At 40.6% G+C, this 22,853-nt stretch carries 17 protein-coding genes and 1 pseudogene; 9 read left to right on the top strand and 9 right to left on the bottom strand.

Annotation, left to right across the window (positions count from 1 at the left end):
- Positions 1-78 precede the first annotated feature (78 nt).
- Positions 79-1,419: an FAD-binding oxidoreductase gene (locus H6G74_RS25175; protein ID WP_190970248.1), complete on the bottom strand. Its 1,341-nt coding sequence runs from the start codon at positions 1,417-1,419 to the stop codon at positions 79-81.
- A gap of 172 nt (positions 1,420-1,591) precedes the next feature.
- Here H6G74_RS25175 and H6G74_RS25170 point away from each other — a divergent pair, with 172 nt between their 5' ends.
- Positions 1,592-1,831: a hypothetical protein gene (locus H6G74_RS25170; RefSeq protein ID WP_190970247.1), complete on the top strand. Its 240-nt coding sequence runs from the start codon at positions 1,592-1,594 to the stop codon at positions 1,829-1,831.
- Positions 1,828-2,094, top strand: coding sequence for a type II toxin-antitoxin system RelE family toxin (locus H6G74_RS25165; RefSeq protein WP_190970246.1), 267 nt, complete (start codon positions 1,828-1,830; stop codon positions 2,092-2,094). Before H6G74_RS25170 ends, H6G74_RS25165 begins: the two co-directional genes overlap by 4 nt.
- Before the next feature lie 16 nt (positions 2,095-2,110).
- On the opposite strand, the gene H6G74_RS25160 is transcribed toward H6G74_RS25165, so the two are convergent.
- The 5 genes from H6G74_RS25160 to H6G74_RS25140 all read right to left on the bottom strand — a co-directional run bounded on the left by H6G74_RS25160 (position 2,111) and on the right by H6G74_RS25140 (position 5,927).
- Positions 2,111-2,458, bottom strand: a complete 348-nt coding sequence (locus H6G74_RS25160) for a hypothetical protein (RefSeq protein WP_190970245.1) — start codon at positions 2,456-2,458, stop codon at positions 2,111-2,113.
- A gap of 229 nt (positions 2,459-2,687) precedes the next feature.
- Positions 2,688-3,503 carry an ABC transporter permease gene (locus tag H6G74_RS25155; RefSeq protein WP_190970244.1) on the bottom strand — a complete coding sequence of 272 codons (816 nt, stop codon included), beginning with the start codon at positions 3,501-3,503 and terminating at the stop codon, positions 2,688-2,690.
- A 6-nt stretch (positions 3,504-3,509) separates the two neighbouring features.
- Entirely contained in the window at positions 3,510-4,262 is a 753-nt protein-coding gene (locus tag H6G74_RS25150; protein ID WP_190970243.1) for an ABC transporter ATP-binding protein, read from the bottom strand.
- A 99-nt stretch (positions 4,263-4,361) separates the two neighbouring features.
- A complete protein-coding gene (locus H6G74_RS25145) occupies positions 4,362-5,426 on the bottom strand; it encodes an ABC transporter substrate-binding protein (RefSeq protein WP_190970242.1) in 1,065 nt (354 codons plus the stop codon).
- A gap of 30 nt (positions 5,427-5,456) precedes the next feature.
- Positions 5,457-5,927, bottom strand: a complete 471-nt coding sequence (locus H6G74_RS25140; RefSeq protein ID WP_062296112.1) for a tetratricopeptide repeat protein — start codon at positions 5,925-5,927, stop codon at positions 5,457-5,459.
- Between the two features lie 502 nt (positions 5,928-6,429).
- On the opposite strand from H6G74_RS25140, the gene H6G74_RS25135 reads away from it, so the two are divergent.
- The 7 genes from H6G74_RS25135 (at position 6,430) to H6G74_RS25105 (ending at position 17,236) form a co-directional block, all read left to right on the top strand.
- The gene (locus H6G74_RS25135) at positions 6,430-7,686 is read left to right on the top strand and encodes a GTP cyclohydrolase II (RefSeq protein WP_190970241.1); all 1,257 of its coding nucleotides are present in this window, start codon (positions 6,430-6,432) and stop codon (positions 7,684-7,686) included.
- Between the two features lie 94 nt (positions 7,687-7,780).
- Entirely contained in the window at positions 7,781-9,013 is a 1,233-nt protein-coding gene (locus H6G74_RS25130) for a URC4/urg3 family protein (RefSeq protein ID WP_190970240.1), read from the top strand.
- Between the two features lie 843 nt (positions 9,014-9,856).
- Positions 9,857-10,909, top strand: a complete 1,053-nt coding sequence (locus H6G74_RS25125; RefSeq protein ID WP_190970239.1) for a response regulator — start codon at positions 9,857-9,859, stop codon at positions 10,907-10,909.
- 32 nt (positions 10,910-10,941) lie between these two features.
- Complete coding sequence (locus tag H6G74_RS25120; protein ID WP_190970238.1) at positions 10,942-11,319, top strand: response regulator; 378 nt, start codon at positions 10,942-10,944, stop codon at positions 11,317-11,319.
- A 4-nt stretch (positions 11,320-11,323) separates the two neighbouring features.
- Positions 11,324-11,821, top strand: a complete 498-nt coding sequence (locus tag H6G74_RS25115; protein WP_190970237.1) for a chemotaxis protein CheW — start codon at positions 11,324-11,326, stop codon at positions 11,819-11,821.
- 61 nt (positions 11,822-11,882) lie between these two features.
- Positions 11,883-14,177 (top strand): methyl-accepting chemotaxis protein, encoded by a 2,295-nt coding sequence (locus H6G74_RS25110; protein WP_190970236.1) that lies wholly within the window; start codon positions 11,883-11,885, stop codon positions 14,175-14,177.
- A 74-nt stretch (positions 14,178-14,251) separates the two neighbouring features.
- On the top strand, positions 14,252-17,236 hold the full coding sequence (locus tag H6G74_RS25105) for a hybrid sensor histidine kinase/response regulator (protein ID WP_190970235.1): 2,985 nt from the start codon (positions 14,252-14,254) through the stop codon (positions 17,234-17,236).
- A 92-nt stretch (positions 17,237-17,328) separates the two neighbouring features.
- Here H6G74_RS25105 and H6G74_RS25100 read toward each other — a convergent pair whose 3' ends face one another.
- The 3 genes and pseudogenes from H6G74_RS25100 to H6G74_RS25090 form a co-directional block, all read right to left on the bottom strand.
- Complete coding sequence (locus H6G74_RS25100) at positions 17,329-19,533, bottom strand: EAL domain-containing protein (protein ID WP_190970234.1); 2,205 nt, start codon at positions 19,531-19,533, stop codon at positions 17,329-17,331.
- Between the two features lie 155 nt (positions 19,534-19,688).
- Complete coding sequence (locus tag H6G74_RS25095; protein WP_190970233.1) at positions 19,689-21,206, bottom strand: hybrid sensor histidine kinase/response regulator; 1,518 nt, start codon at positions 21,204-21,206, stop codon at positions 19,689-19,691.
- Between the two features lie 120 nt (positions 21,207-21,326).
- Positions 21,327-22,649, bottom strand: a pseudogene (locus H6G74_RS25090) (sensor histidine kinase); the annotation flags it as partial.
- Positions 22,650-22,853 lie beyond the last annotated feature (204 nt).

Raw genomic sequence — 22,853 nt, 5'->3', positions numbered from 1 at the left:
CAAAAGTATTCTTAATTTTTGCCTTTTTACTTTTACCTTTTTACTTATCGCTATACGGTTGAGGCAGGGAAAGAATATTTACTCAACACTCAGCACTTTACTCTTACCAGGATTCATTAACCCATAAGGGTCAACCATTTCTTTAAATTTCAACTGTTCAGGGTCAATTACTTTTCTGCCACCGTCTTCAATAATATAGGTATGAGGGTTGGCAATAAACACACCTTTAGCTTCGTGATACTCGATAATTTCATTCAGGCGTGCTTCGGTGGTGTAACGTACAAGTTGTAAAGCCGCAGGTATGGCTCGGCCGTTGACGCGAATAAATTCTAAGTGCATCATCACTTCATCACCGAAATAATGATACAACTCTTCTACTAGTTCTAAACCTTTGTCGGCGGGGAAGATAGATTGCAAGTAGGTAATGGAAGTATCAACACTACGGGCGTGTAAGGTGGTGTGGTTCCAGGTAAATTCCGCTAAATTGAGTCCCTTACCTGCTTCTTGGGCTGGCTTTTGATAGGTAATTTGACCGTTGTATTGCTGTACCAAACCCGGTAATAGTTCTAAACTGGGTTCTGCAATCATTAATAAGGCTCCATGAGTACCAACAGGAATATATTGATGTAAGGCACTAAAGTATTCTGGGATGGGTGAAGCGAAGATAGAGATTAATTTTTTGATCATCCCATCAGCGTTACCTAATGCCTGACCAAATTTAGCGGCTGTCATAAAGTCGTTAAAGGTGACAATAACTTCCGCCCAAGGATAAGCAGTCCCTAACGGAATTTCGACTTCGGTAATAATGCCGTTAATTCCCCAAGCATGGTTGACTTTCTGCACATCGTCACCACGCAGTTCTATAACACGGGGTTCATATTCTAAAGTTATCACGCGCAATCCCAAAAGATTACCGCGATCGCCCAGTAACCCATACTGTATTGAACCAATACCACCACTCCCACCAGCGATAAAGCCCCCAATAGTGGCTGTGCGGTAGGTTGAAGGTGCCATCCGCATTTCCCAGCCAATTTCTCGCGCTTTTTTATCTAAGGCTGCCAATTTCACCCCAGCTTGTACCCGCGCTACTCCTGGGTTTATCCAGAGAATTTCCTGCATCTTGGTCATGTCTAAAATTACGCCACCGTGCATCGGTACACATTGCCCATAATTGCCGGTTCCTGCACCACGCACAGTTACAGGTATGCGTAATTCTGCACATATCGAGGCTACTTTAATTACTTCTTCTTCGTTGGCAGGGCGGACAACAATATCCCCGACTTTGCCTGCTAATTTGGGTACAAGCACAGGGCTAAATGTGTGGTAATCCTGGGATAATTTGGCTACTTGGTTGGGGTCAGTGATGGTTTCAATATCGGAAAAAGCAGCAGTCAGTGTTTCTAAATTGGTAGTTGCCATAGTCTTATTATTAACGCAGAGTGGCGCGGAGGTAGGCTGAGAATTAATTTCTCCGCTCCTCTAGACGCTGCAATAATTGAGTTGTAATGTCATTTCTTTAATAATAAGGTCTGATAGGTCGCTAATAACAAAATTAAGTTAGCATCATTGTTGTGAGCAACTAAATATGAAAATGAAAACTGAACAAGAACGTGAACAATTAATCAAAGCAATCAATGTACTTTTGCATCAAGCTTATGATAGTACTCTAGATGAGATTTACGCTCTATTGCAAAAAATCGAAGATGAAGCAGAAGAAAATGATTTAAAAGCCTATTATGCTGCTAAGACTGATGTTGAAAATAATAGTCTGATTGCTTGGGAGGAAATTAAACAAGAAATTGCTAATGAAAAAAACAAGGATGTTGCGTGACTTACGAAGTTAAATTTACTAAGAGTGCGAGGAAAGGCTTTAAAAAACTATCTCCTGAAGTGCAAGAACGTATCCAAATCAAGATAGATGAATTGGCAATAGAACCTCGTCCTAACGGAGTAAAAAAGTTAAAAGGTGAAGAAAATTTATATCGCATCAGGGTCAGTGATTACCGTGTTATCTATGAGATTTTTGATGATGTTTTATTGGTAAGTGTGGTGGAAGTAGGACATCGTAGTAATATATACAAGGATGAAAGTTAATTACTTTCTGTCCAAACTATCTCGGACATTGACGTTCTTCCTCAGTTCCTAAACTGTCTGCCCAGTCGCGCACACGGCTATGCGCCACTTCTGAACCTTTGCGGCGGTAAGTTTCGAGGGCAGATAGACTTTGTTGAAGCATTTGGGCTTCAGTAAGAGGTTGAAAATTTAATGCTGTGTCTATTTCACCAACTTCAAATGATTCTGGTGTCGTTTGAGTAGCTTGATTTACCAGTAACTGCTCAAAATCTGCTAAATCTCCTGATGAACTAGTCAGCCATGTTAATAGGAGAGTCTTTACCTGTTCTCCAGGTAATGTTTCAAGATGTTCTAAAATTTGCTGTCTAAGGTTGCTTGCTGTCATAGCTCTACTATTAAGTACGATATTTATGATTTAACTCTGCTCTAATGTTAGCTAAAACAAGAGAATCAGTGAGGTAAAAGTCAAGAGTAATTAACCGCCGATGGACGCGGATGGACGCAGATGAGTTTGTACATTAGCAGACTAATAAAAGCGATCGCAATTCTCAAGGCTTATAAATATCTATCCCTTTTGTCTTTGTTTCATATTTAAAGTCAGACTACTGTATATACTAATTTTCATATTTCACGGCGCTTTCATGCCATTTACTTAATATAAAATCTGATAAGTAACTGAGGCTGACAAATATTAATACACCCAAGCCAGTGGTAAGGAATAAGGCGGCAAACATGCGCGGAATTTGCAGGTTATAGCTAGAAATTAAGATACGGTAGGCGATGCCGGATTTTGCCCCACCAGTCCCGGCGACAAATTCGGCGACGACAGCACCAATTAAGGCTAAACCACCACTAATTTTTAACCCGCCTAAAAAATAAGGCATGGCACTGGGTAAGCGGAGATACCAGAGGGTTTGCCAGCGTGAGGCTTTGTAGAGTTGAAAGAGATTGAGTAAGTTGCGGTCAACGCTGTTGAGTCCGAGGGTGGTGTTAGAGACGATGGGGAAAAATGCAACTATCCAAGCACAGACTACAAGGGCGGCGAAGGTGTTGTTTTTGAACCAGAGGATAATCAGGGGTGCGATCGCTACTATCGGTGTTGTCTGTAAAATAACGGTATAGGGAAATAAACTTTTTTCTATCCACTTACTTTGGGTAAACAAAATTGCAATCAATAAGCCGGAAATCACAGCAGCAATAAAAGCCACCACCGTAATTTGTAACGTAATTAATAACGAAGAAAATAACTCGTTCCAATCTGCAATTAACGTTTGCAATACTAATAACGGCCCAGGCAAAATATAAGGCGGTAAATTAGTGACTCGTACTAAAATATCCCACAGCAGCAACACTAACACCCCAACTACAACAGGTGCTAAAGCCTCAGCAGAAATCAACTTACTTTGTATCTTCCTATCAAACATCTTCATCGGCGGTTAATTTATAGTTTCCGCTAAACAACGGGAAACCTTGCGGCAATATTCGTTATACAGCACTGATGTCCGAAACTCTTCATCACGGGGATAAGGCACATCAATTGCAATATCCGCCACCACCCGCCCAGGATTTGTCCCCATAACTAAGACGCGATTTGATAAATACACTGCCTCGTAAATATTATGAGTGACAAATACCACAGTCCAGTGATATTTATGCCACAAATCTAATAAATCAGTGTTCAGTTTGCTGCGGGTAATTTCATCTAAAGCCCCGAAGGGTTCATCCATTAATAGAATATTGGGTTGAGTGACTAACGCCCTAGCTATGGAAACACGCATTTTCATCCCCCCAGATAATTGCCGGGGATAGCTATCGGCAAAATTTGTCAGTCCGACTAATGCTAAGGCTTGCTGGACTAAATTTTGAGCATCTTGCTTCGGGACTCCCGCCAATTTTAGTGGTAGGCGGATGTTTTCTCTCACCGTTGCCCAGGTCATCAGGGCGGCATCTTGAAAGACAAAGGCTAATTTTCGCGCTGCTTGTGGTATGCCCCAATTAATGTTACCGGAACTGACTTTGCCTAATCCGGCTATTAATCGCAGCACTGTACTTTTACCACATCCCGAAGCACCTACTAAGCTGACAAATTGCGCTTCGGGAATTTCTAAGTTTAGGTCTTGTAAGGCAACAGTGCCGTTAGCGTAGACCTTACTGATGTGACTTAGTGTAATCGTCGGATGGTTATTCATTCTTGTGAACAAACCGCAAAGGACGCAAAGGACGCGAAGTTATAAGAGTTTGAGAGAGTTCTTGCATAAGTCTTAATCTAGACTTGTCTCGCAATCCTATCACCTGCTGTAATACTCTATGCCTTTATTGACGAATTGCAAGGTAAAGGCATCTTTGTAGTTAATATTGGGTTTGTAAACCTCAGCCGTTACCAGACTATCGTAGAGTGCCTTCCAGCGTTCCTCACTCATTGCCCCAATACCTTGCTTTTCGGCAGTCCCAGAAGTAATAATCCCATATTCTTTGAGTTTTTGAATGCCGTAAGCTAGTTGGTCATCGGTCATTTCGGGGTTATCTTTTTTGATGAGTTGATTTCCTGGCTGGGGATTTTCGAGGTAGCTGTACCAACCTTTAATAGAAGCGTCAACAAATCGCTGGACTAAATCGGGATTTTTTTCTACTAGTTCTTTTGTGGTTTCGATGGTTGTGGCGTAGGTAGAGTAACCGTAATCTGCTAGTAAAAAGACTGTGGGTTTAAACCCGCCTTGTTTTTCAATGGCGTAGGGTTCTGAGGTGATGTAACCTTGCTGTGCTGAGGTTTTATCTGCCAGGAAGGGGGCGGGATTAAAGTTGTAGGGGCGTTTTTGATCGTCGGTAAAACCATACTTGACTTTCAGTACTGGCCAATATGTGACGTTTGCTGCTGCTGAGATATAAATTGGTTTGCCTTTTAGGTCGGCAAGGCTTTGAATTGCTGGGTTGGGATGGGCTATCAGACATTGCGGGTCTTTTTGGAAGATGGCCGCGACGGTAATTTTGGGGATTCCTTGGGCAATGGCGTTAATGGCATCGATGCCATACCCCATAAAAAAGTCAACTGCACCCCCGACTAACAACTGAGTGCCGCTTGGTACTTGTGGACCACCCATTTTAATGGTGACATCTAGACCATGCTTTTGGTAAATACCAGTTGCGATCGCTTGGTAAAATCCGCCATGTTCTGCTTGTGCATACCAGTTTGTCCCAAAGCTGACTTTATCTAACTGTGAATTTGAATTTGCTGGTTGGTTACTGTTGGTACAAGCTGCAAGCAAGCCGCTACCCATACAGATGGAACCATACTGAATAAACTGGCGGCGACTAAAGCGATGAATCACTGTTGTTGTGGGTGGTAACGGATTCATAAAACCAAAGAATGTAATCAGACTGATGTTTTAACTGAGTCTGAGTGTACATTCTAAAATCAGTTTTTGATTGACTAAAGAATAAGGTTGAATTGCTAAAGCACGTTTAAAGGCTTTAATTGCATCCACATATTGACCAATGGCGGCATAGCATAAGCCCATACCATGCAGTGCGCCAAAATGCACTGGGTTGATTTGAATCACCATCTGACAGTCTGCCAGAGATTCTTTATATTTACCGAGACTGTAGTACAGAAAAGCGCGGCGATTCCAAGCTTCGGCAAAATCAGGCTGTTCTTGGATAAGTTTAGTCAAGAGTGATTCCGCTTCCGTGGTTTTACCTGCATCCAGCAGTTTTTGGCTTTTGTCGATTTTTTCCAGACCGTGAATTCCCTTTTGCTGAAACCAGATCCGCCACAGTTTCTTGGTTGCTTTTTCCCGGACAGAAGCATTAGGGTTCTTCAAATCTTCAAGTAAAGAATTAATAGATAAAGAATCCATGAATTTGAGAGATTTCGAGATTAGTGTTTTTACCTTATTAATAACTTTCGCACAAAATTATCTCCTCAGTGACATTTAATGCCATCTTTAAATTTTTTCTACATTACTATGAATAAATAGCAAATTTTATGTTAGTAATTGTATTAACCAATACTGACAAATACGAAAGTCTACATAATAGAGTTGTAAATAATTAGTCATTCAGAAACCGCACATCAAAAAACAGAAAACTTACTCAAGATACTTGACAAATACTGAGTTACTAATAAGTCATAAAAACATTACGTTAAGGAGGCAGAAGGCAGGAGGACTTTAGCTGAATTTTGCCTTTCTTAACATAAGTTTGCTTTTTTCTTGCCGACTTAATTTAGTTCCTAAATCCTATAGAATATAGATTTTTCTCTGACATCAAGCAAAAATCCCAACTTTAGCATTCTCCAGCCCTAATTTAACTGTGGGGCAAATCCAAAATCTCAAATCTAAAATCTAAAATTTTATGACTATGCCAAAGCCAAATAGTGTTTCCCGGCATATTGTTTTAACATCACATCCCAGTCGTTTCGGCCCCAAGCCAATATCTATTAACTGGGGCGGAAGTGAACCGATGGAACGCGGCCCGGTAATTGCAACGTTGACGAACCAAGGCCATCGCAATGTGATTGGGACTCATTCGGGCGGATATGCGATTTATCGGGCTTTAGCGGTGGCGAGTGGCGCTTTACAAACAGACCACCGCGCTGATTTAACCAATACTTCCCCAATTGAGCAGATTGGCCCTTATCCTAGCTGGGCTGACCCTGATAAAATTGTCTCACTTGACCCATTGGGAGCGATCGCCCCAGAAGTTTTTTCTGCTTATTTACAACAGGGTTACGATATCCGCCCAACAATTGCCATTACTAAAGCACATATTAATATGCCGGAACTGCAAGAGGCGGTGGCGAAAGGACGCTTGCAGGTGGATGGGCAAATTATGAAAGCCGGTGGTGATTTGGTGGTGACGAAAGCCGCCATTGAACCAGTGTGGTATTTACCTGGAGTGGCTAAACGCTTTGGTATTACCGAAGGCGATTTGCGCCGCGCCTTGTTTGAACAAACTGGGGGAATGTTCCCCGAACTAGTAACACGTTCTGATTTGGAAGTATTTTTACCGCCTATTGGGGGTTTAACTGTATATATTGTGGGCGATATCACCGCAATTACCGACCCGAATAAACCTGTGGCTGTGCGGGTACATGATGAGTGTAACGGTTCTGATGTCTTTGGTTCAGATATTTGTACCTGTCGCCCTTATTTAGTCCACGGCATTGAGGTATGTGTCCAAACAGCCCAGGAAGGTGGGGTGGGAATTATTGTCTACTGTCGCAAAGAAGGGCGGGCTTTGGGTGAGGTGACGAAGTTCTTAGTATACAACGCCCGGAAGCGTCAGGAAGGAGGCGATCGCGCTGATGCCTATTTTGCCCGGACAGAATGCGTCGCGGGTGTCCAAGATATGCGCTTTCAGGAACTCATGCCCGATGTGTTACATTGGCTGGGTATTACCCGCATTGACCGGATGGTGTCGATGAGTAACATGAAATTCAACGCCATTACTCAGTCTGGTATTGAAATTGTTGAACGCATTGCGATACCGGAAGATTTGATTCCCCAAGATGCGCGGGTGGAAATTGAAGCGAAGAAGGCTGCGGGTTATTACACTACGGGGGATGTTTTAGATACAGGCGGCTTGGCGGAGGTGAAGGGACGTTCTTTGGAGTAAACAAGGGGAGTTGGGAGTAGGGAATGGGGAGTCGGGTAAATCTTTACTACTCCCTACTCACCACTCTCTACTCCCTATGATTTGGAGGTGAAGGGTGGAAAAAACCACAGAGACGCAGAGTTCACAGAGAGTAGTAGAGTATCTTCGTTCGCCCAGGGCGATAAGAGAACGTTGTGGACAAATTTTGGCACTGGTGAATGAGGGGAAGTCGTCTTACTTTACTTGTGATTTGTCGCAGTTGGGAAAAGTGGCAGATTATGTAATTGAGGTGATGCGGGGTGAATATCCAGATTTAGATATTCCTTTTCATAGCCGGTGGCGACATTTTGAGGCGCAGGGTGTACCGCGTTTGGCAAAGTTAGATAATTTGTTAGCGGGACTAACGCCTTTACAACAAGCCATTGCTAAATTTGATTTGGCAATTGTGAGTGTGTTGTTAGATGCAGGGGCGGGAGAAAGTTGGCATTATCGTGAACAGTCAACGGGCTTGAGTTTGGGGCGTTCTGAGGGGTTGGCTATCGCCAGCTTGGAGATGTTTTGTCAAGGGGCGTTTTCGCTTTCAGGTTTGCCGCAAGTGGATGCTTTAAAATTGCTGAGGTTAACTGAGGCAGAATTAGCAAGTGGGTTTCAGGTTAGTGCCGAAAATCCATTAGTGGGAATTAGTGGGCGATCGCAATTATTGCAGAGATTGGGGCGAGTGGTAATTGCTTTCCCTGATTTTTTTGGCGAAGAAAACCCGCGTCCAGGCAATTTAGTTAATTATCTTGTGAGTAAATCCCAAAATGGGCAGTTAGCAGCAACAATGGTATTAAGTGCTGTGCTGGCAGGGTTGGGTGATATTTGGCCGGGAAGGTTAACCATTGCTGGTGTTAATCTTGGTGATGTTTGGCAACATTCTGCTATTAGTGATGATGGGTTAGTTCCATTTCACAAACTTTCCCAATGGTTGACATATTCTTTATTAGAACCATTACAAGAATTAGGTTTAATTATTACTGATTTAGATGAACTGACAGGATTACCAGAATACCGTAATGGTGGTTTATGTCTCGATTTAGGATTAATTAAGCTGAAAGATCCAAATATTTTGGATTCATCTCATTCTGTTGAATCAGAATTAATCATTGAATGGCGGGCTTTAACTGTAATTTTATTAGATGAAATTGCAGCTACCGTCCGCGAAAAGTTAGGTATGAGTGTTGCAGAACTACCTTTAGTAAAAATCCTCCAAGGTGGAACTTGGACAGCCGGACGCAAAATTGCCGCAGAACTCAGAAAAGGCGGTCAACCCCCTATCCAAATCAACAGTGATGGCACAGTATTTTAAAGGCTGAAAATCAAGGGTCGGGGAGAGGGTGAACTCTCAAGGGTAGGTATAACGAACACAATATTATCTGTTTGGCGATCGCCTACAAGTCAATCAAACTTAAAATATTCATCTAATACCATTTTGGATTTTAGATTTTAGATTTTGGATTGCGGAATTGTTTACTGGTGAGCTTTACAGGAATCCATTTGTCGCAATCATTTTTCAAATTGGTATAAGTTTATTGCATCAGTAATTTTATCTGAGTTGACAAAAAATTGTTGAAACACTGACATTTTGCTTTATAGTACTACGTGTCAAGCAAATAGTCTAGTAAGTAAACTGTTGAAGTTTCATTAAGACAACCAATATTTGTACTTTCCGTGGGAATTATATGGACAATTCCACTAACAACGACTAGAGGTAATTGCATCCGATGAATTTATGTAAATTCCCGGTAATCTTACTTAACCAAACATTACATTATGTCTGATTTGGGCAAAGCTGATTTTTTTTAAGTGTAACTACTGAGAAAAATCTAGTTAAATTTTGCTAATTTAGCAGTGTTCTTTAAGATTTGCTTATCTAAAAGTTGATGAAAAGCAAGGGGACAGTTTTAATTTTGACTGTTGGTAAAGTTAACTCTCCTGATGCTGACAATTTCAACGGCAGTAATTAATTTAACTTTTCATTACCCATATAAATAAAGATGTAAATGCCAACAGCCATAGCATCAAGTTACGATACCCCAAAATTAAACTTAAGTATTTGTAGTATTTTTGACGCAAAAACTGGGTTTTATGGGGAATACTAACTAAAAAATGTACCAATTTATATGAAACGTCTTGAATTTAGCTGAAGTAAATGCAAAATCTAACTCCTATGAGTAGTCATCGGTTAATCCAAAAACTACATCCACTATCTTTATTAGCACAGCTAACTAGTCGGCGTGCGACGGGTTGCTTACGTGTATTTACTGGTTCAACCTCATGGTCAATTCATCTCGAAGAAGGTAAACTTACTTATGCTTCTTCATCTGATAAGGTATTTGAGCGGCTTGATAATCAGTTGCGGCGCTTGAGTTTAAATATTCCCACTCTCAACAGTGCGACTCGTGTACAAATGCGACTGATGTTTGAACCAGCCAATGAAAATCTATCAATTCCATATCCAGATTACCAAGCTATTTGTTGGTTAGTAGAGCAGCGTTACATTAGTTCTATGCAAGCAGCTACTTTAGTAGACGAATTAGCTAAAGAGGTGCTGGAATCATTTTTAATTTTAAAAGAAGGAACCTACGAATTTTATCCTGATAGTTCCTGGAATGAACTACCGAAATTCTGCCAGCTAGACTTACGTTTACTAGTGGAATATTGTCAAAGACAATTACGACATCGTTACCATGTCCAGCAACCGGCGAATGTTGTTAAAGGTTCACCAGTTTTACCGTCAATCAATGCACTATCGCAGAAAAAGACATTAACAAAAAATAACAATTTTGACTCTGGTGAAAATAGCAATCATAAACATATCAAGCACCGGGAAAGAAGCAGCTTATATACAGTTGCTTGCATTGATGATAGTCAAACTGTGTTAAATTCTATCAAATTATTTTTAGATGAAAATACATTTTCAGTAGTGACAATTAATGATCCTGTTAAGGCATTAATGCAGATTCTCCGCAGTAAGCCTGACTTGATTTTGCTAGATGTTGAGATGCCCAACTTAGATGGGTATGAACTTTGTTCATTGTTACGTAGGCATTCAGCTTTTAAAAATACACCCATCATTATGGTGACGGGAAGAACAGGATTTATTGATAGAGCGAAAGCCAAAATGGTCAGATCATCTGGCTATTTGACTAAGCCTTTTACTCAATCAGAATTACTGAAAATTGTGTTTAAACATATTAAATAAAACTGTCTTTCCTACAATAAGGAGAATTAGGAGTGAGTTTGACTTTGGTTGGCACAATTTTAATTGTTGAAGATTCGCCCAGCGAATTAGAATTGATGAGTCATTATCTCAGAGAAAGTGGCTATAACGTTATCAAAGCCAGTGGTGCGAAAGAAGCTTTAGAGCAAGCGGTTTCACAAACGCCAGATGTGATTGTAACTGATGTTGTTATGCCGGGAATGAGTGGTTTTGAGTTGTGCCGCTCACTGAAAAAAAATCCCGCAACTCAAAAGTTACCAATAGTTATTTGTAGCTCAAAAAATCTCGAAATTGATAGATTATGGGCTATGAAACAAGGCGCAGATGTGTATCTGACTAAACCATATACCAGAGAACAGTTATTAAGAGCTATTAAATCAGTGGTGCTTTAAATCAATGAATAATACTAACGTGATCCTTGCAGAAAAACCTCTCCAAAATAACCTAGGAGATGGTTATCTAAAGTTTCAGCTAAATCAACAAACGGCGGCAATATTGGCAATGAATCACACTCAAGAAGCCGTGATTTTGCCTGTAGAAGCGATAACACCGATGCCAAATATGCCGGGATGTATTTTAGGCTTAATGAATTGGCGTAGTCGAATAATTTGGGCGATTGATTTACCCCGAATGTTGAATTTAGAAGCGATAGATACAAGAAGGCAACAGTATAATGTCATTGTGATTAAGATAGAAACACTGCTTTTAGGTTTAGTTGTACAAGAAATTAAAGGAACAACTAAAATTTTGGTTGACGAAATTCATTCCCCAATTGGGCAAGTAGCATCTAGTTTAGTTCCTTATTTGCGTGGATGTGTTGTGCAGCAAGAAGAAATTTTACTGGCGTTAGATGCACAAGCAATTGTACAATCTTCTATTCTCCGCAGTGATTAAGTTATCTCTTATCAGATAACTTTAAATATTTTTTGATGTACCTATGCAGGAGAAGTTCAGCATGTTTAATAAGACTGACACGGCTAAGAGTGGTGATGGAAAAAATCGTGCTTCGTTAATTGCATCTACCAAGGTTTCTGAGAATAAGATCATCCTAAAAACTAGTTTTCCGACAGTTAATTCTGATGGAGAAACACAGCTAAATTTGGGTGGGCATTTTAAAAGGCTGAGTTTAGAAACTAAAGCAACAATTTTAGCGATCGCCATCAGTACTATACCAGCTTTATTCATTGGTGCGATCGCCTACCATCTAACCAGTAAATCCTTAACCAAACAAATTACCCAATCTCAAACGACGGAAGCTGTTGATTTAACTGAGAAAGTTAACCGCTTTATGTCCGACAGATATGGAGATATTCAAATCCTGGCTAACTCGCCTTTATTTGCCAAGGGCAACCTCACCAGCAATACTAATAATTCAGAAAAGCAGGCGTTACTCGATAAAATCCTCACCAATTATCAAAATTATAATAGTATTGCGGTCTTTGATACCGAAGGCAATGTGATTGTTCAATCTTCGGGTGAACCGATAGATAACCAAAAAGACAATAGTTATTTTCAGGCGACACTCCTAAAAGATGCGGCCGTCATTATACAGCCAGAAAAATCTAGTGATATTTATCTGGCTGCCCCAATTAAAAATAGCACCACAGGCAAAACTTTAGGCGTAGTCAGAACCAGTCTACCAACCAAAGCTTTAGCCGAAACCATCAAAAACTATGCTGTGAATGGCTATCAATATGCTTTAGTAGATAATTCTGGCAAAGTTTTCTTAAGTTCACGCCCAGAATTATTAGGCAAAGAAGCAAAAGCCGAATATCCTGGTTTAGCCAAAATTCTCACCACAAATAATATTGCTACACTCACAACCGTTCCCCAAAGCCATCGTAAACGGCAATTAATTAGTTACGTCCCAGCACCCAAAATTGCAGGTATATCAGATTTAAATTGGCAAGTATTACTCACCAATGATGCGGCAATTTTATACGGCACACAACAACAATTGTTGTGGATTGTCACGATTGGCATAGGCTTGATTGGAATAATTGTAGCAGCGATCGCAGCTTGGTTAGCCAAACTTACCACACAGCCCATCATCAATGCCACAGCCGCCGTCGCCAAACTCGGACAAGGTGAACTCAACACCCGCCTCGCTTCCGAAAGAGAAGATGAGTTAGGCGTATTAAGTGCCAATATTGATCACATGGCTGCCAAACTGCAGGTATTAGTCAACGAACAAGCCGAAATTGACCATACCAAAACCATAATTCAAACAACTTCCCCAGAAGAACGCCCCACACAAGAAGCCTTACAATTGCAACTCTTAGAACTACTCAACGATATAGAAGGTGCAGCTAGAGGTGACTTAACAGTCCGCGCAGATGTTACAGATGGTGAAATTGGCACTGTCGCTGACTTTTTTAACTCTATTGTCGAGAGTTTGCGGGATATCGTCACCCAAGTTAAACAAGCAGCCACCCAAGCCAACACTGCTATTGGTTCCAACGAAACAGCTATTCAAAAACTTGCAGACGAAGCATTGGTACAAGCCGAGGAAATTAACCGCGCCTTAGATGCTGTGGATAATATGACTCATTCTATGCAAGCAGTGGCTAATAGTGCCGAACAAGCCGCTACCGTGGCGAATAACGCCGCCCAAAATGCTTCTAAGAGTGAAGAAGCGATGTATTTAACAGTGCAGAACATTCTTTCATTGCGGGAAACTGTCGGCGAAACCGCCCAGAAAGTCAAACGTTTAGGCGAGTCTTCCCAACAAATTTCTCGTGTCGTCTCTTTAATTAATCAAATTGCTATGCAAACCAACTTACTCGCCATCAACGCAGGTATCGAAGCCGCCCGCGCTGGTGAAGAAGGACAAGGTTTTGCTGTGGTAGCCGAAGAAGTAGGTGAGTTAGCAGCCCGTAGCGCCGCAGCCACCCAAGAAATTGAACAAATTGTCGAGAACATTCAACGAGAAACCAGCGCCGTTGTGCAGGCGATGGAAATTGGTACTACCCAAGTTGGTGAAGGTGCGCGGGTAGTGGAAGAAGCCAAACAAAATCTCGGACAGATTTTTGATGTTTCTCGTCAAATTGATTCTTTAGTACAGTCTATTTCTTCTGCAACCGCATCTCAAGTGCAAACATCGCAAACTGTGAGTTTGTTAATGAAAGAAATCGCGGCGATTTCTCAGCGTACCAGAGATTCTTCTAGTTCTGTTTGCCAATCTCTCAAACAAACTGTCGAAATTTCTCATAAGTTGCAAGAGACTGTTGAGACTTTTAAAGTAAATTGATTTTGTCACTTGTCCTTTGTTTACGAATGACAAATGACAAGTGACTAATGACCAATAAATAATTATTAAAAACAATGTCACAAGATAAAGAATTAGAAATCCAGATGCAATTTCTGGAAGAAGCAACAGATTACCTCAATACCTTAGAGGGAGTCTTGCTGGAAATTGATACCAGCCATCGTATAGATTTAGAAAAAATTAATGGCGCACTCCGCGCTGCCCACTCTATTAAAGGTGGTGCAGCAATGATGGGATTTCGGGTGTTAAGTGATTTAGCACACCGTTTAGAAGATGCTTTTAAAGTTTTAAAAACGCGCAAAACTTCTTTAGAAATTGACCAACAATTACAAAGTTTATTGCTTTCGGCAATTGATTGGATGCGGCAAATTGTCGACTTACTCTCAACTCAAAGTGTAATTGAAGAAGAATGGTTAACGAGTTTTTGTTATCCAGTTTTTGATGAACTTTATCAACGGTTGGGTGATCCTACTCCCGAAGATGCGACAACAATGTTGTCCCCAGAAGATGGGCAAAGTATTATTCCTTTGTTATTTGAAACAGAAGTCGAAGGTTGTTTGCAACGGTTAGAATCTGTCTTGGCTGATAGTCAACAACCTTGTTTGCAAGAAGAAGTGGCGATTATGGCGGCTGAATTAGGCGGTTTGGGAGAAATGCTGCAATTGTCTGCCTTTAGCCAACTGTGTGATTCTATTAAACAAACTATCGAATCTGCCACACCAGAACGTATCTCAGACATTGCTCAGATAGCATTGCATACATGGCGGCGATCGCAAGCTTTAGTTTTAACTAATCAACTCGACAGTCTACCTAGAGCCATTGAGTTGAGTGAAATACCCACTACTTTCACAACTTATAATCAAACCGCGCCACTGTCAACCGCAGATGCAATCGCTCAATTCTTGGCTACAGATAACGGCGTTTATCCAGAAATAGAATTAGTAATTCACCAGGAATCTGAAATAGCTGCGAGTAATTTGATGCCTGTAGAGACAGATATTCATCCTGTGAATCTGCCAGAAATTAACAATATTATTGCTGAACATAAAAATGAACCAATTACGCCCAGTAAAGACCGCGAACATTCCGAAAATACAGTCCGAGTTCCTAGTAAACAACTAGAACAAATTAATGATTTATTTAGTGAACTAATTGTGCAGAGAAATGGACTGCATTCGCAATTAGAAAAATTACGTAAACTCTCACGTAATCTCGGACAGAGAGTGCAGAATCTGGATAGAGAAAATCAAGAATTACGCATGGCATATAACCGTGTGCTATCAGCTAGTATCCGGCAAAATAACGGTTCAGAAACAGATACTGAGGACTCAGCACTCAGGACTCAGCACTCAGGACTCAGGACTCAGCACTTATCTACGACTCATCACTCTCTCGAAGAAATTCATTTGCGATCGCAAGATATAGCCGAAACAATTGTCCAGGTGCAAGAAGTCTCCACCGACATTCAATTAAGTGTTGATGATGCTGACCAAATTGCTCGCAAATTAAACAAAACATCCAAGCAATTACAAACCAAACTCAATCAAGTGCGGATGCGGCCAATTTCTGAATTAGTCGAGCGTTTTCCCAGAGCCATCCGCGACTTAAATGTAGAGTATGGAAAAAATGTCCAGCTAAAAATTGAAGGCGGCAATACGTTAATTGAACGTAGCATTTTAGAAGCATTAAATGACCCCTTAATGCACTTATTAAGAAATGCTTTTGATCATGGTATTGAAGAACCAGCCACTCGCCGCAACTTAGGTAAATCAGAACAAGGATTAATCGAAATTCACGCCACTCATCGCAGCAATCGGACTATTATTAGTATGCGCGATGATGGCAGAGGAATTTCTTTAGAAAAAATTCGTTCTCGCGCCTTAGCAATGGGGTTAGATAGTTCACTATTAGAAAGTGCTAGTGATGATGAACTACTATCGCTGATATTTGAACCAGGGTTTAGTACCTCCGAAACAGTCACCGCCTTATCTGGCCGTGGTGTGGGTATGGATGTGGTACGCAACAACCTGAAACTGGTGCGTGGCGATATCACAGTTGACACTGAACCCGGCGTTGGTACAACTTTCACCTTATCAGTACCCTTTACCTTATCCGTGGCGAGAGTGCTGTTAGTCGAAACCAGTAAAATATTGCTGGCATTTCCCACCGATGTCATCTCAGAAGTATTTTTACTCCAAAGCGATCGCATTATCTCAATGGGAGGTAGCGAAGTCATCAACTGGCAAGGTACAATGCTGCCATTGATTCGCCTGGGACAATATCTGCAATTTAACTGTCCCCGTTACGATAGTCCCGAACTAGAAACTCCCGCCGCCATCAACGCCAGCAGTGTCTTAATTATTAAAGGTAACAATCAAACCGTCGCTATTCAAGTAGACCGTTGCTGGGGTGAACAAGAAGTAGCCATCCGTCAAGTTGAAGGTAATATACCTTTACCAGAAGGCTTTAGTAACTGCACAATTCTCGGTGATGGTCGAGTAGTTGCCTTAGTTAGTGCTAACGAATTACTCTATTGGATTGCTACCAATCAAAATACACCCAAAAACAATCAATTACCCTCCGTCCGATTAAAAACACCCTTTCTGTTCGTTGACAGCGAAAAACTCGCGGCCTTACCTCCCAAGCCCAAAGGTAAGATTTTAATCATCGATGACTCCATTAACGTCCGCCGTTTCTTAGCACTTACCTTAGAAAAAGGTGGCTATCAAGTAGAGCAAGCCAAAGACGGTCAAGACGCTTTAGAAAAACTCGAAACAGGCTTACAAATTGCCGCCGTCATTTGTGATATCGAAATGCCGCGTCTGGACGGGTATGGATTTTTAGGCAAAGTCAAAAACAATGGTGATTTAAAAAATATCCCCGTTGCTATGCTGACTTCCCGTAGCAGCGATAAACATCGCCGAATGGCAATGCAGCTAGGTGCTAGAGCCTATTTTTCTAAACCTTACAACGAGCAAGAATTACTCCGTACTCTAGAGCAACTCATTGATAATGTCGCCGAAAGCGCAGCTTCTAATTAACAAATCAAGCATAATTTGCTTTCTAATTATTTAATTCAGCAACTGAAGTGTGTTGGTTATCACACTCTGGTCAATTCTGTGTTGCCATCAGTCTATTCACAGTTAATTTGTGCTATGCAATTTCGCCCTTGGGCCTTTGCCTGATACAGTCCTTGATCAGCAGCAGCAATTAAGGTTGCCGGAGATGATTGATGATTGGGAATGATAGTTGCTACACCGAGACTGAGGGTAATGAATTGGTTGACTTCAGAATTGGGATGTGGCAATTGCATTGCACAGATATGAGTTTGAATTTCTGTGGCAACTACGATCGCACCTCCAGCATCGGTATTGGGTAAAATGATGGCAAATTCTTCGCCACCATAGCGAGCTACTAAATCCGCAGGGCGTTTAATTGTCTGAGAAATTGCTTGGGCAACATTTCTCAAAGCATCATCTCCCGCCAGATGTCCATGAGTATCGTTGTAGAGTTTAAAATAATCAACATCACACAAAATTAAAGATAAGTAAGCTTGTTCCCTGGCTAATCTTTGCCACTCGCTGTTGAGTGTTTCATCAAAGCAACGCCGATTTGCTACTTGTGTGAGACCATCAGAAGCCGCAAGACGCTGTAATTCTTGGTTTGCTTTTTGTAATTTGTGGTAAAGTTCCGATTGATAAATTGCGATCGCGGCTTGTCCGGCTAACTGGTTAAATAAATTAATCTCCGACTGCTGCCATTGTCTGGTACTACTACATTGATGAGCAATTAATAATCCCCATAAACGCTCTTGTTGCAAAATCGGCACAACCAAGTTTGCCCGAATTTGTAAACTCTGCAACAGTTCAACGTGACAAGGTGATAGTCCTTCATTTTCTATATTTTCAATTGCTCTTGTATTACCCTGCTGATAGTAATCTGCGCGGGAGGACAGAAAGCAAGTATCCATCACATTCAATCCCAACAGAGACATACAGCCTGGTGATAAAGACTCGACAGCGACTAACCCACTCCAGTCTGGTTCAAAGCGATAAATTACCACTCGGTCTACAGCAAACAATTGTCGCACTTCATCGGCTGTGGTTTGCAAAATCTCGTTTAACTCTAAAGATTTGCGGATACGCTGGGTAACAGCAGCAACTATGCGTTCAGACTCACTTTGGTGTTTTACCTGCTGCTTGATTGGTTGCTGATCCACCGATGCTAAACTTAAAGCGATCGCATCAAAGTGCGGAGTTATCGTCACAGGTTCAGGATGAGGTCTAGCAATTAAATACCCTTGAGCAAAAGTTGCGCCTCTTTCTCTTAACCAGTTTAATTCCTCAATACACTCAATTCCTTCCGCGACGGTATAGATATTTAACTTTTGGGCAATCTCCAAAATTTTCTCGGTAATTGAAGCTTTATACAAATCTTGATGCACATCTCGAATTAACTCCATATCTAACTTGATAAAGTCTGGGCGTAACTGGTGCAACAAGTTCAAACCAGAATAACCAGAGCCAAGATCATCCAAGGCAACGGAAAAACCTGAATCTCGGTAAAATTGCAACACGGCTTTGAGGTGAGCTAAATCTTGAGGATTATCTGACTCGACAACTTCAAAAACAACCCGTTCATGGGAAATACCTGCTTGATCAATTGCTTCGACTGTACTACGCAGGCAAGAAACGGGGTCATACAATGCGGTGGGTGCAAAATTGATAAAAATTTTCCCGTTGACTTGATGACGGCTAAATTGAGTGATGCTTTTGAGGCGAGCCAGTCGGTCTAGTTGTGGTATCAGTCCGGCTTCTGTGGCTAATTCTAAGATTGGTTCTATCGACAATACATTACCTTGTTCATCCAAGCCGCGTAACAGCGATTCATAGCCATAAACTTGGGATGTATTCTGAATTGAAACAATCGGTTGAAAGTAACTTGTGAATTGTTCTTTGGCCAGCATATCTACTAGCCAGTCAGACTGGTTGAACTTAATGAAGCGTTGTAAGGAAACAATATCACTAAAGTCTTGCAATTGTGGTTGAATAGCACCGCGAATAAACAAAACTTGCGTCTCTTGCAGCTCTCTTGGCGCTAAAAGTTTAGCTAGTTTTCGGGCAATTTCCTGGGCTTGTCCGGGTTTACAGTCTAAACTTAACCCCGGACGCTCTTGCATCAGTTCATACTTTAGCTCAGACTGCCGCAAGTAATTTGTGACTTTTGTTAAGGTATGGGGAATAGGAAACCAGAGAAAAATTCTGCCTGCTTCCTGGCTTTGGCAACGTACAAGATGACAACAAGCACAAGTTTTGGAAGTAGGACATTTCTGGCTCATAGAAAACACAATTTTGAATGATCTGACTTCTTTTAGTTTGCCCCCAAATATGGATCTTAAAGATAAATTGCTCTTGAAGTAAATGAAGATTTGGTAATATTCATTCAGTCAATTTGTTAAAGTTTTCCAAAGCAGCCTTTGTCGATATGTCCAGATTATGCTTCATCAGTCATATAAGATGAATAATTTAATGGCAAAGTTACTGTGAATATGCTCCCAACACCCGCTTGACTGTGAATACTAATTTGTCCTTGATGCGCTTCTACACATTTTTTCACAATGACTAATCCCAGCCCTGTACCTGGAATTGATTGGACATTGGAAGCTCGATAAAATGATTCAAAGATTCTGGCTTGATCCGCTTCTGGGATGCCAATTCCTTGGTCTTGAATGCAAAAGATAGCTACTTGATTAATGAGGTCACAAGTTAACTTAAATAATACATTGCCACCGTTGGGAGAGTATTTGATAGCGTTATTGAGTAAATTTGTGAATATATAACGTAATAATTGTTCATCCATAAAGGCATCTGTGCGATCGCTCTCACAGCTAAAAATAATTTCTGCGCCTGTAGGATGAATCATGGTAAATTCGGCTAACAATTCTCGACAAAACTCATCGAGATTGAGGTGATGAGGATGACACTCCAATTTACCTGCATCTGTTTTCCCCATAAACAGCACATCTTCCATGAGTTGTTTCATAGATTGCACTGCGCTACTAATTCGGTTTAAATAAGTATTTCTTTTTTCTGTTGTTAAATTTTCTCCTTGCAACTCAATCAGTTCTACTGAAGATTGAATTACACTTAAAGGATTACGAAATTCATGAGAAACAGTAGAAATAAATAAAGATTTCAGTTTGTTAACTTCTTGCTCTTTCAGCAATGCTTGTTCGAGTAATTGTGCTTGTCGCCGTTCGCTAAGATCCCAGAACACTACTACGACACCATTGATTTGCCCAGGATGTCGCATAATCGGAGATGCACTATCTCCAATAGGCACTCTAGAGCCATTTTTTGTAATTAATGATGTAAAGTCATTTAAATAGACAACCTGTTGTTCTCTTAAAACTCTGGTGACAGGGTTTTCTACAGAAGTTTCAGTGACTTCATCAACTAGCTGCAAAATTTTAGATATGTCTTTACCCAAAGCATCTGCTTGTTGCCAACCCGTAAGGAACTCTGCTGCTGGGTTAATAAATGTCACAATTCCTTGTTCATTTGTGGCAATGACAGCATCACTCATAGAGTTTAAAAGAGTGGCTAATCTATCTCGATTTTCTCTTAAATCCTGTTCTAATTGATGTTTTAATAAACCAATTTCAATGGCTATCCGTAAGTCTTTTGGTGTAAAGGGTTTAATAATGTAGCCAAATGGTTGAGTTGTTTTCGCTCGTTGTATTGTATGGTCATCACCGTAAGCCGTGAGAAATATCACGGGGATATCTAACTGCTCACGAATTTGAGATGCGGCGGTAATTCCATCCATCTCACCTTTTAAGATGACATCCATTAAAACTAATTCTGGTTTACCTTCTAAGGCTTTAGTAATAGCAACTTGTCCTGAAGAAGCTGTACCAATTACTGTGTATCCTAGTTGATTTAATTGGTTAGCAATGGTTCTAGCAACTATGACTTCATCTTCAACAACTAAAATTCTTACTGGCTCCATTAGAAATATATTAATCTGGTTTGATTTTTTGACATTATCTGTGCAGGCTGGTAGTGGGAGAGTAGGAAGGAGGATTTCTTGGGTGTACTGTTTTTTGAGAAATCAAATATGATTTCTATATTACTGCAAAATTAACTGGGGAAATTGGATGTTGAACACTGTACCGTGATTACGTTCTAGAGTAATATTGCCTTCTAGCTGTTCTGTCACTAAGTCATAAACTAAAGATAAACCTAAAGAACTGGTAGTTTTCCAATCTAAATCATTTGGTATTCCAACACCATTATCTTGAATAGACATTTTGATATGATTAGGAATTTTTTCTAGAGTAATAGTGATAGTGCCTTTTTGATTATTGGGAAAGGCATGTTTGAGGGAGTTGGAGATTAATTCGTTAATGATTAAACCACAAGCGATCGCTTGATCAATATTCAGATTAATGGGGTCAATATGAGTTTTTAATTCTATTCTTTCTAGCCCAGTTTGGTAAGATATTAAAATGCTAGTTGCTAAACTTTGGATATAATCTACTACATCTAATTGTCCGATGTTTGGGGAAGTGTATAAATTTTTGTGAATTAACGAAATCGAATCAATCCGATTTTGACTATCTTGAAAAACTCTAATTACTTCTGGGTCTATGAGAGTCTGAGATTGGAGTTGTAATAAACTTGAAACAATTTGCAAATTATTTTTAACACGATGGTGTACTTCTTTTAAGAGAATTTCTTTTTCTGCTAAAGCACTCCGCAGTTCTCTTTCGGCTTTTTGCCGTTCTGCTAATTCTGTTTGGGCTTGCTGAAATATACTAGATTGTTGAATAGCGATCGCAATTGTCACGGAAAGTTGATCCAGCAAGTCTAGTTGATTGTCTTCCCATTCTCTCGTCCTAGAACATTGATGTGCCACCAGCAAGCCCCAAAGTCGAGAACTAGTGTTGTCGCCACCAACTTCTAATAAAATAGGTACAACTAAGTTAGCCTTGACTTCAAATTGTTCTAAAAGTTGAATATGACAATCGGTAAGTCCGGCTGCGTAAATATTGGCGATCGCTCGTTTCCGCCCATGATAATACTCTACGCCTGCTCCAGTCTGAAAACAAGTATCTTCAATTTGGACACCTAACGATTCTCTCCATCCCGCCTCTACTGATTCGGCGACGACTTGACCACTCATATCAGGCGCAAATTGATAAACAATCACACGCTCTACTTGCAGTAAATGTCGTACTTCTTGCACTGTAGCATTGAGAATATCTTGCAAGTTCAAAGATTGGTGAATTCTTTGTACTACAGTTCGCATTAATTGTTCTCGTGCTAACTGAGTCTTTAAAGCTTGTTCTGTTTGCTGGTAATTGGTGATATCTTGACAGATAGCCATCATTTGACCATTAGTCCAAGATGTATCTAAGATGCGACCATCCTGCACATGAGTTGGCAAGTCTTCTGCTAGGAGATTATGCTCTCTTTTCTTCTCCTGGTTAACATCTTGAATATAAACTAAATGAGCATTTTTATTTTGATATTCTATAGAGTATAGGAATCATATTTGATTTTTGAAAAAGACTACGAGATAATACTGAGAAACAGTCTTGTCTAATAGCTAACAATGATAAACCAGGAGCTACAATCTAAAATAGCAGAACTA

Source organism: Nostoc spongiaeforme FACHB-130 (genome assembly GCF_014698475.1).
GTDB lineage: Bacteria > Cyanobacteriota > Cyanobacteriia > Cyanobacteriales > Nostocaceae > Nostoc_B > Nostoc_B spongiaeforme.
The sequence above is the reverse complement of the archived record's forward strand: the minus strand, read 5'-3'. Positions and strand labels throughout refer to the sequence as shown.

Bases quoted from the DNA above. Each gene is read 5' to 3' on its own strand.
- H6G74_RS25125 (WP_190970239.1), top strand. From the start codon at position 9,857: ATGCAAAATCTAACTCCTATGAGTAGTCATCGGTTAATCCAAAAACTA.
- H6G74_RS25115 (WP_190970237.1), top strand. From the start codon at position 11,324: ATGAATAATACTAACGTGATCCTTGCAGAAAAACCTCTCCAAAATAAC.
- H6G74_RS25160 (WP_190970245.1), bottom strand. From the start codon at position 2,458: ATGACAGCAAGCAACCTTAGACAGCAAATTTTAGAACATCTTGAAACA.
- H6G74_RS25095 (WP_190970233.1), bottom strand. From the start codon at position 21,206: ATGGAGCCAGTAAGAATTTTAGTTGTTGAAGATGAAGTCATAGTTGCT.
- H6G74_RS25155 (WP_190970244.1), bottom strand. From the start codon at position 3,503: ATGAAGATGTTTGATAGGAAGATACAAAGTAAGTTGATTTCTGCTGAG.
- H6G74_RS25145 (WP_190970242.1), bottom strand. From the start codon at position 5,426: ATGAATCCGTTACCACCCACAACAACAGTGATTCATCGCTTTAGTCGC.
- H6G74_RS25135 (WP_190970241.1), top strand. From the start codon at position 6,430: ATGCCAAAGCCAAATAGTGTTTCCCGGCATATTGTTTTAACATCACAT.
- H6G74_RS25105 (WP_190970235.1), top strand. From the start codon at position 14,252: ATGTCACAAGATAAAGAATTAGAAATCCAGATGCAATTTCTGGAAGAA.
- H6G74_RS25175 (WP_190970248.1), bottom strand. From the start codon at position 1,419: ATGGCAACTACCAATTTAGAAACACTGACTGCTGCTTTTTCCGATATT.
- H6G74_RS25170 (WP_190970247.1), top strand. From the start codon at position 1,592: ATGAAAACTGAACAAGAACGTGAACAATTAATCAAAGCAATCAATGTA.
- H6G74_RS25110 (WP_190970236.1), top strand. From the start codon at position 11,883: ATGTTTAATAAGACTGACACGGCTAAGAGTGGTGATGGAAAAAATCGT.
- H6G74_RS25150 (WP_190970243.1), bottom strand. From the start codon at position 4,262: ATGAATAACCATCCGACGATTACACTAAGTCACATCAGTAAGGTCTAC.
- H6G74_RS25100 (WP_190970234.1), bottom strand. From the start codon at position 19,533: ATGAGCCAGAAATGTCCTACTTCCAAAACTTGTGCTTGTTGTCATCTT.
- H6G74_RS25140 (WP_062296112.1), bottom strand. From the start codon at position 5,927: ATGGATTCTTTATCTATTAATTCTTTACTTGAAGATTTGAAGAACCCT.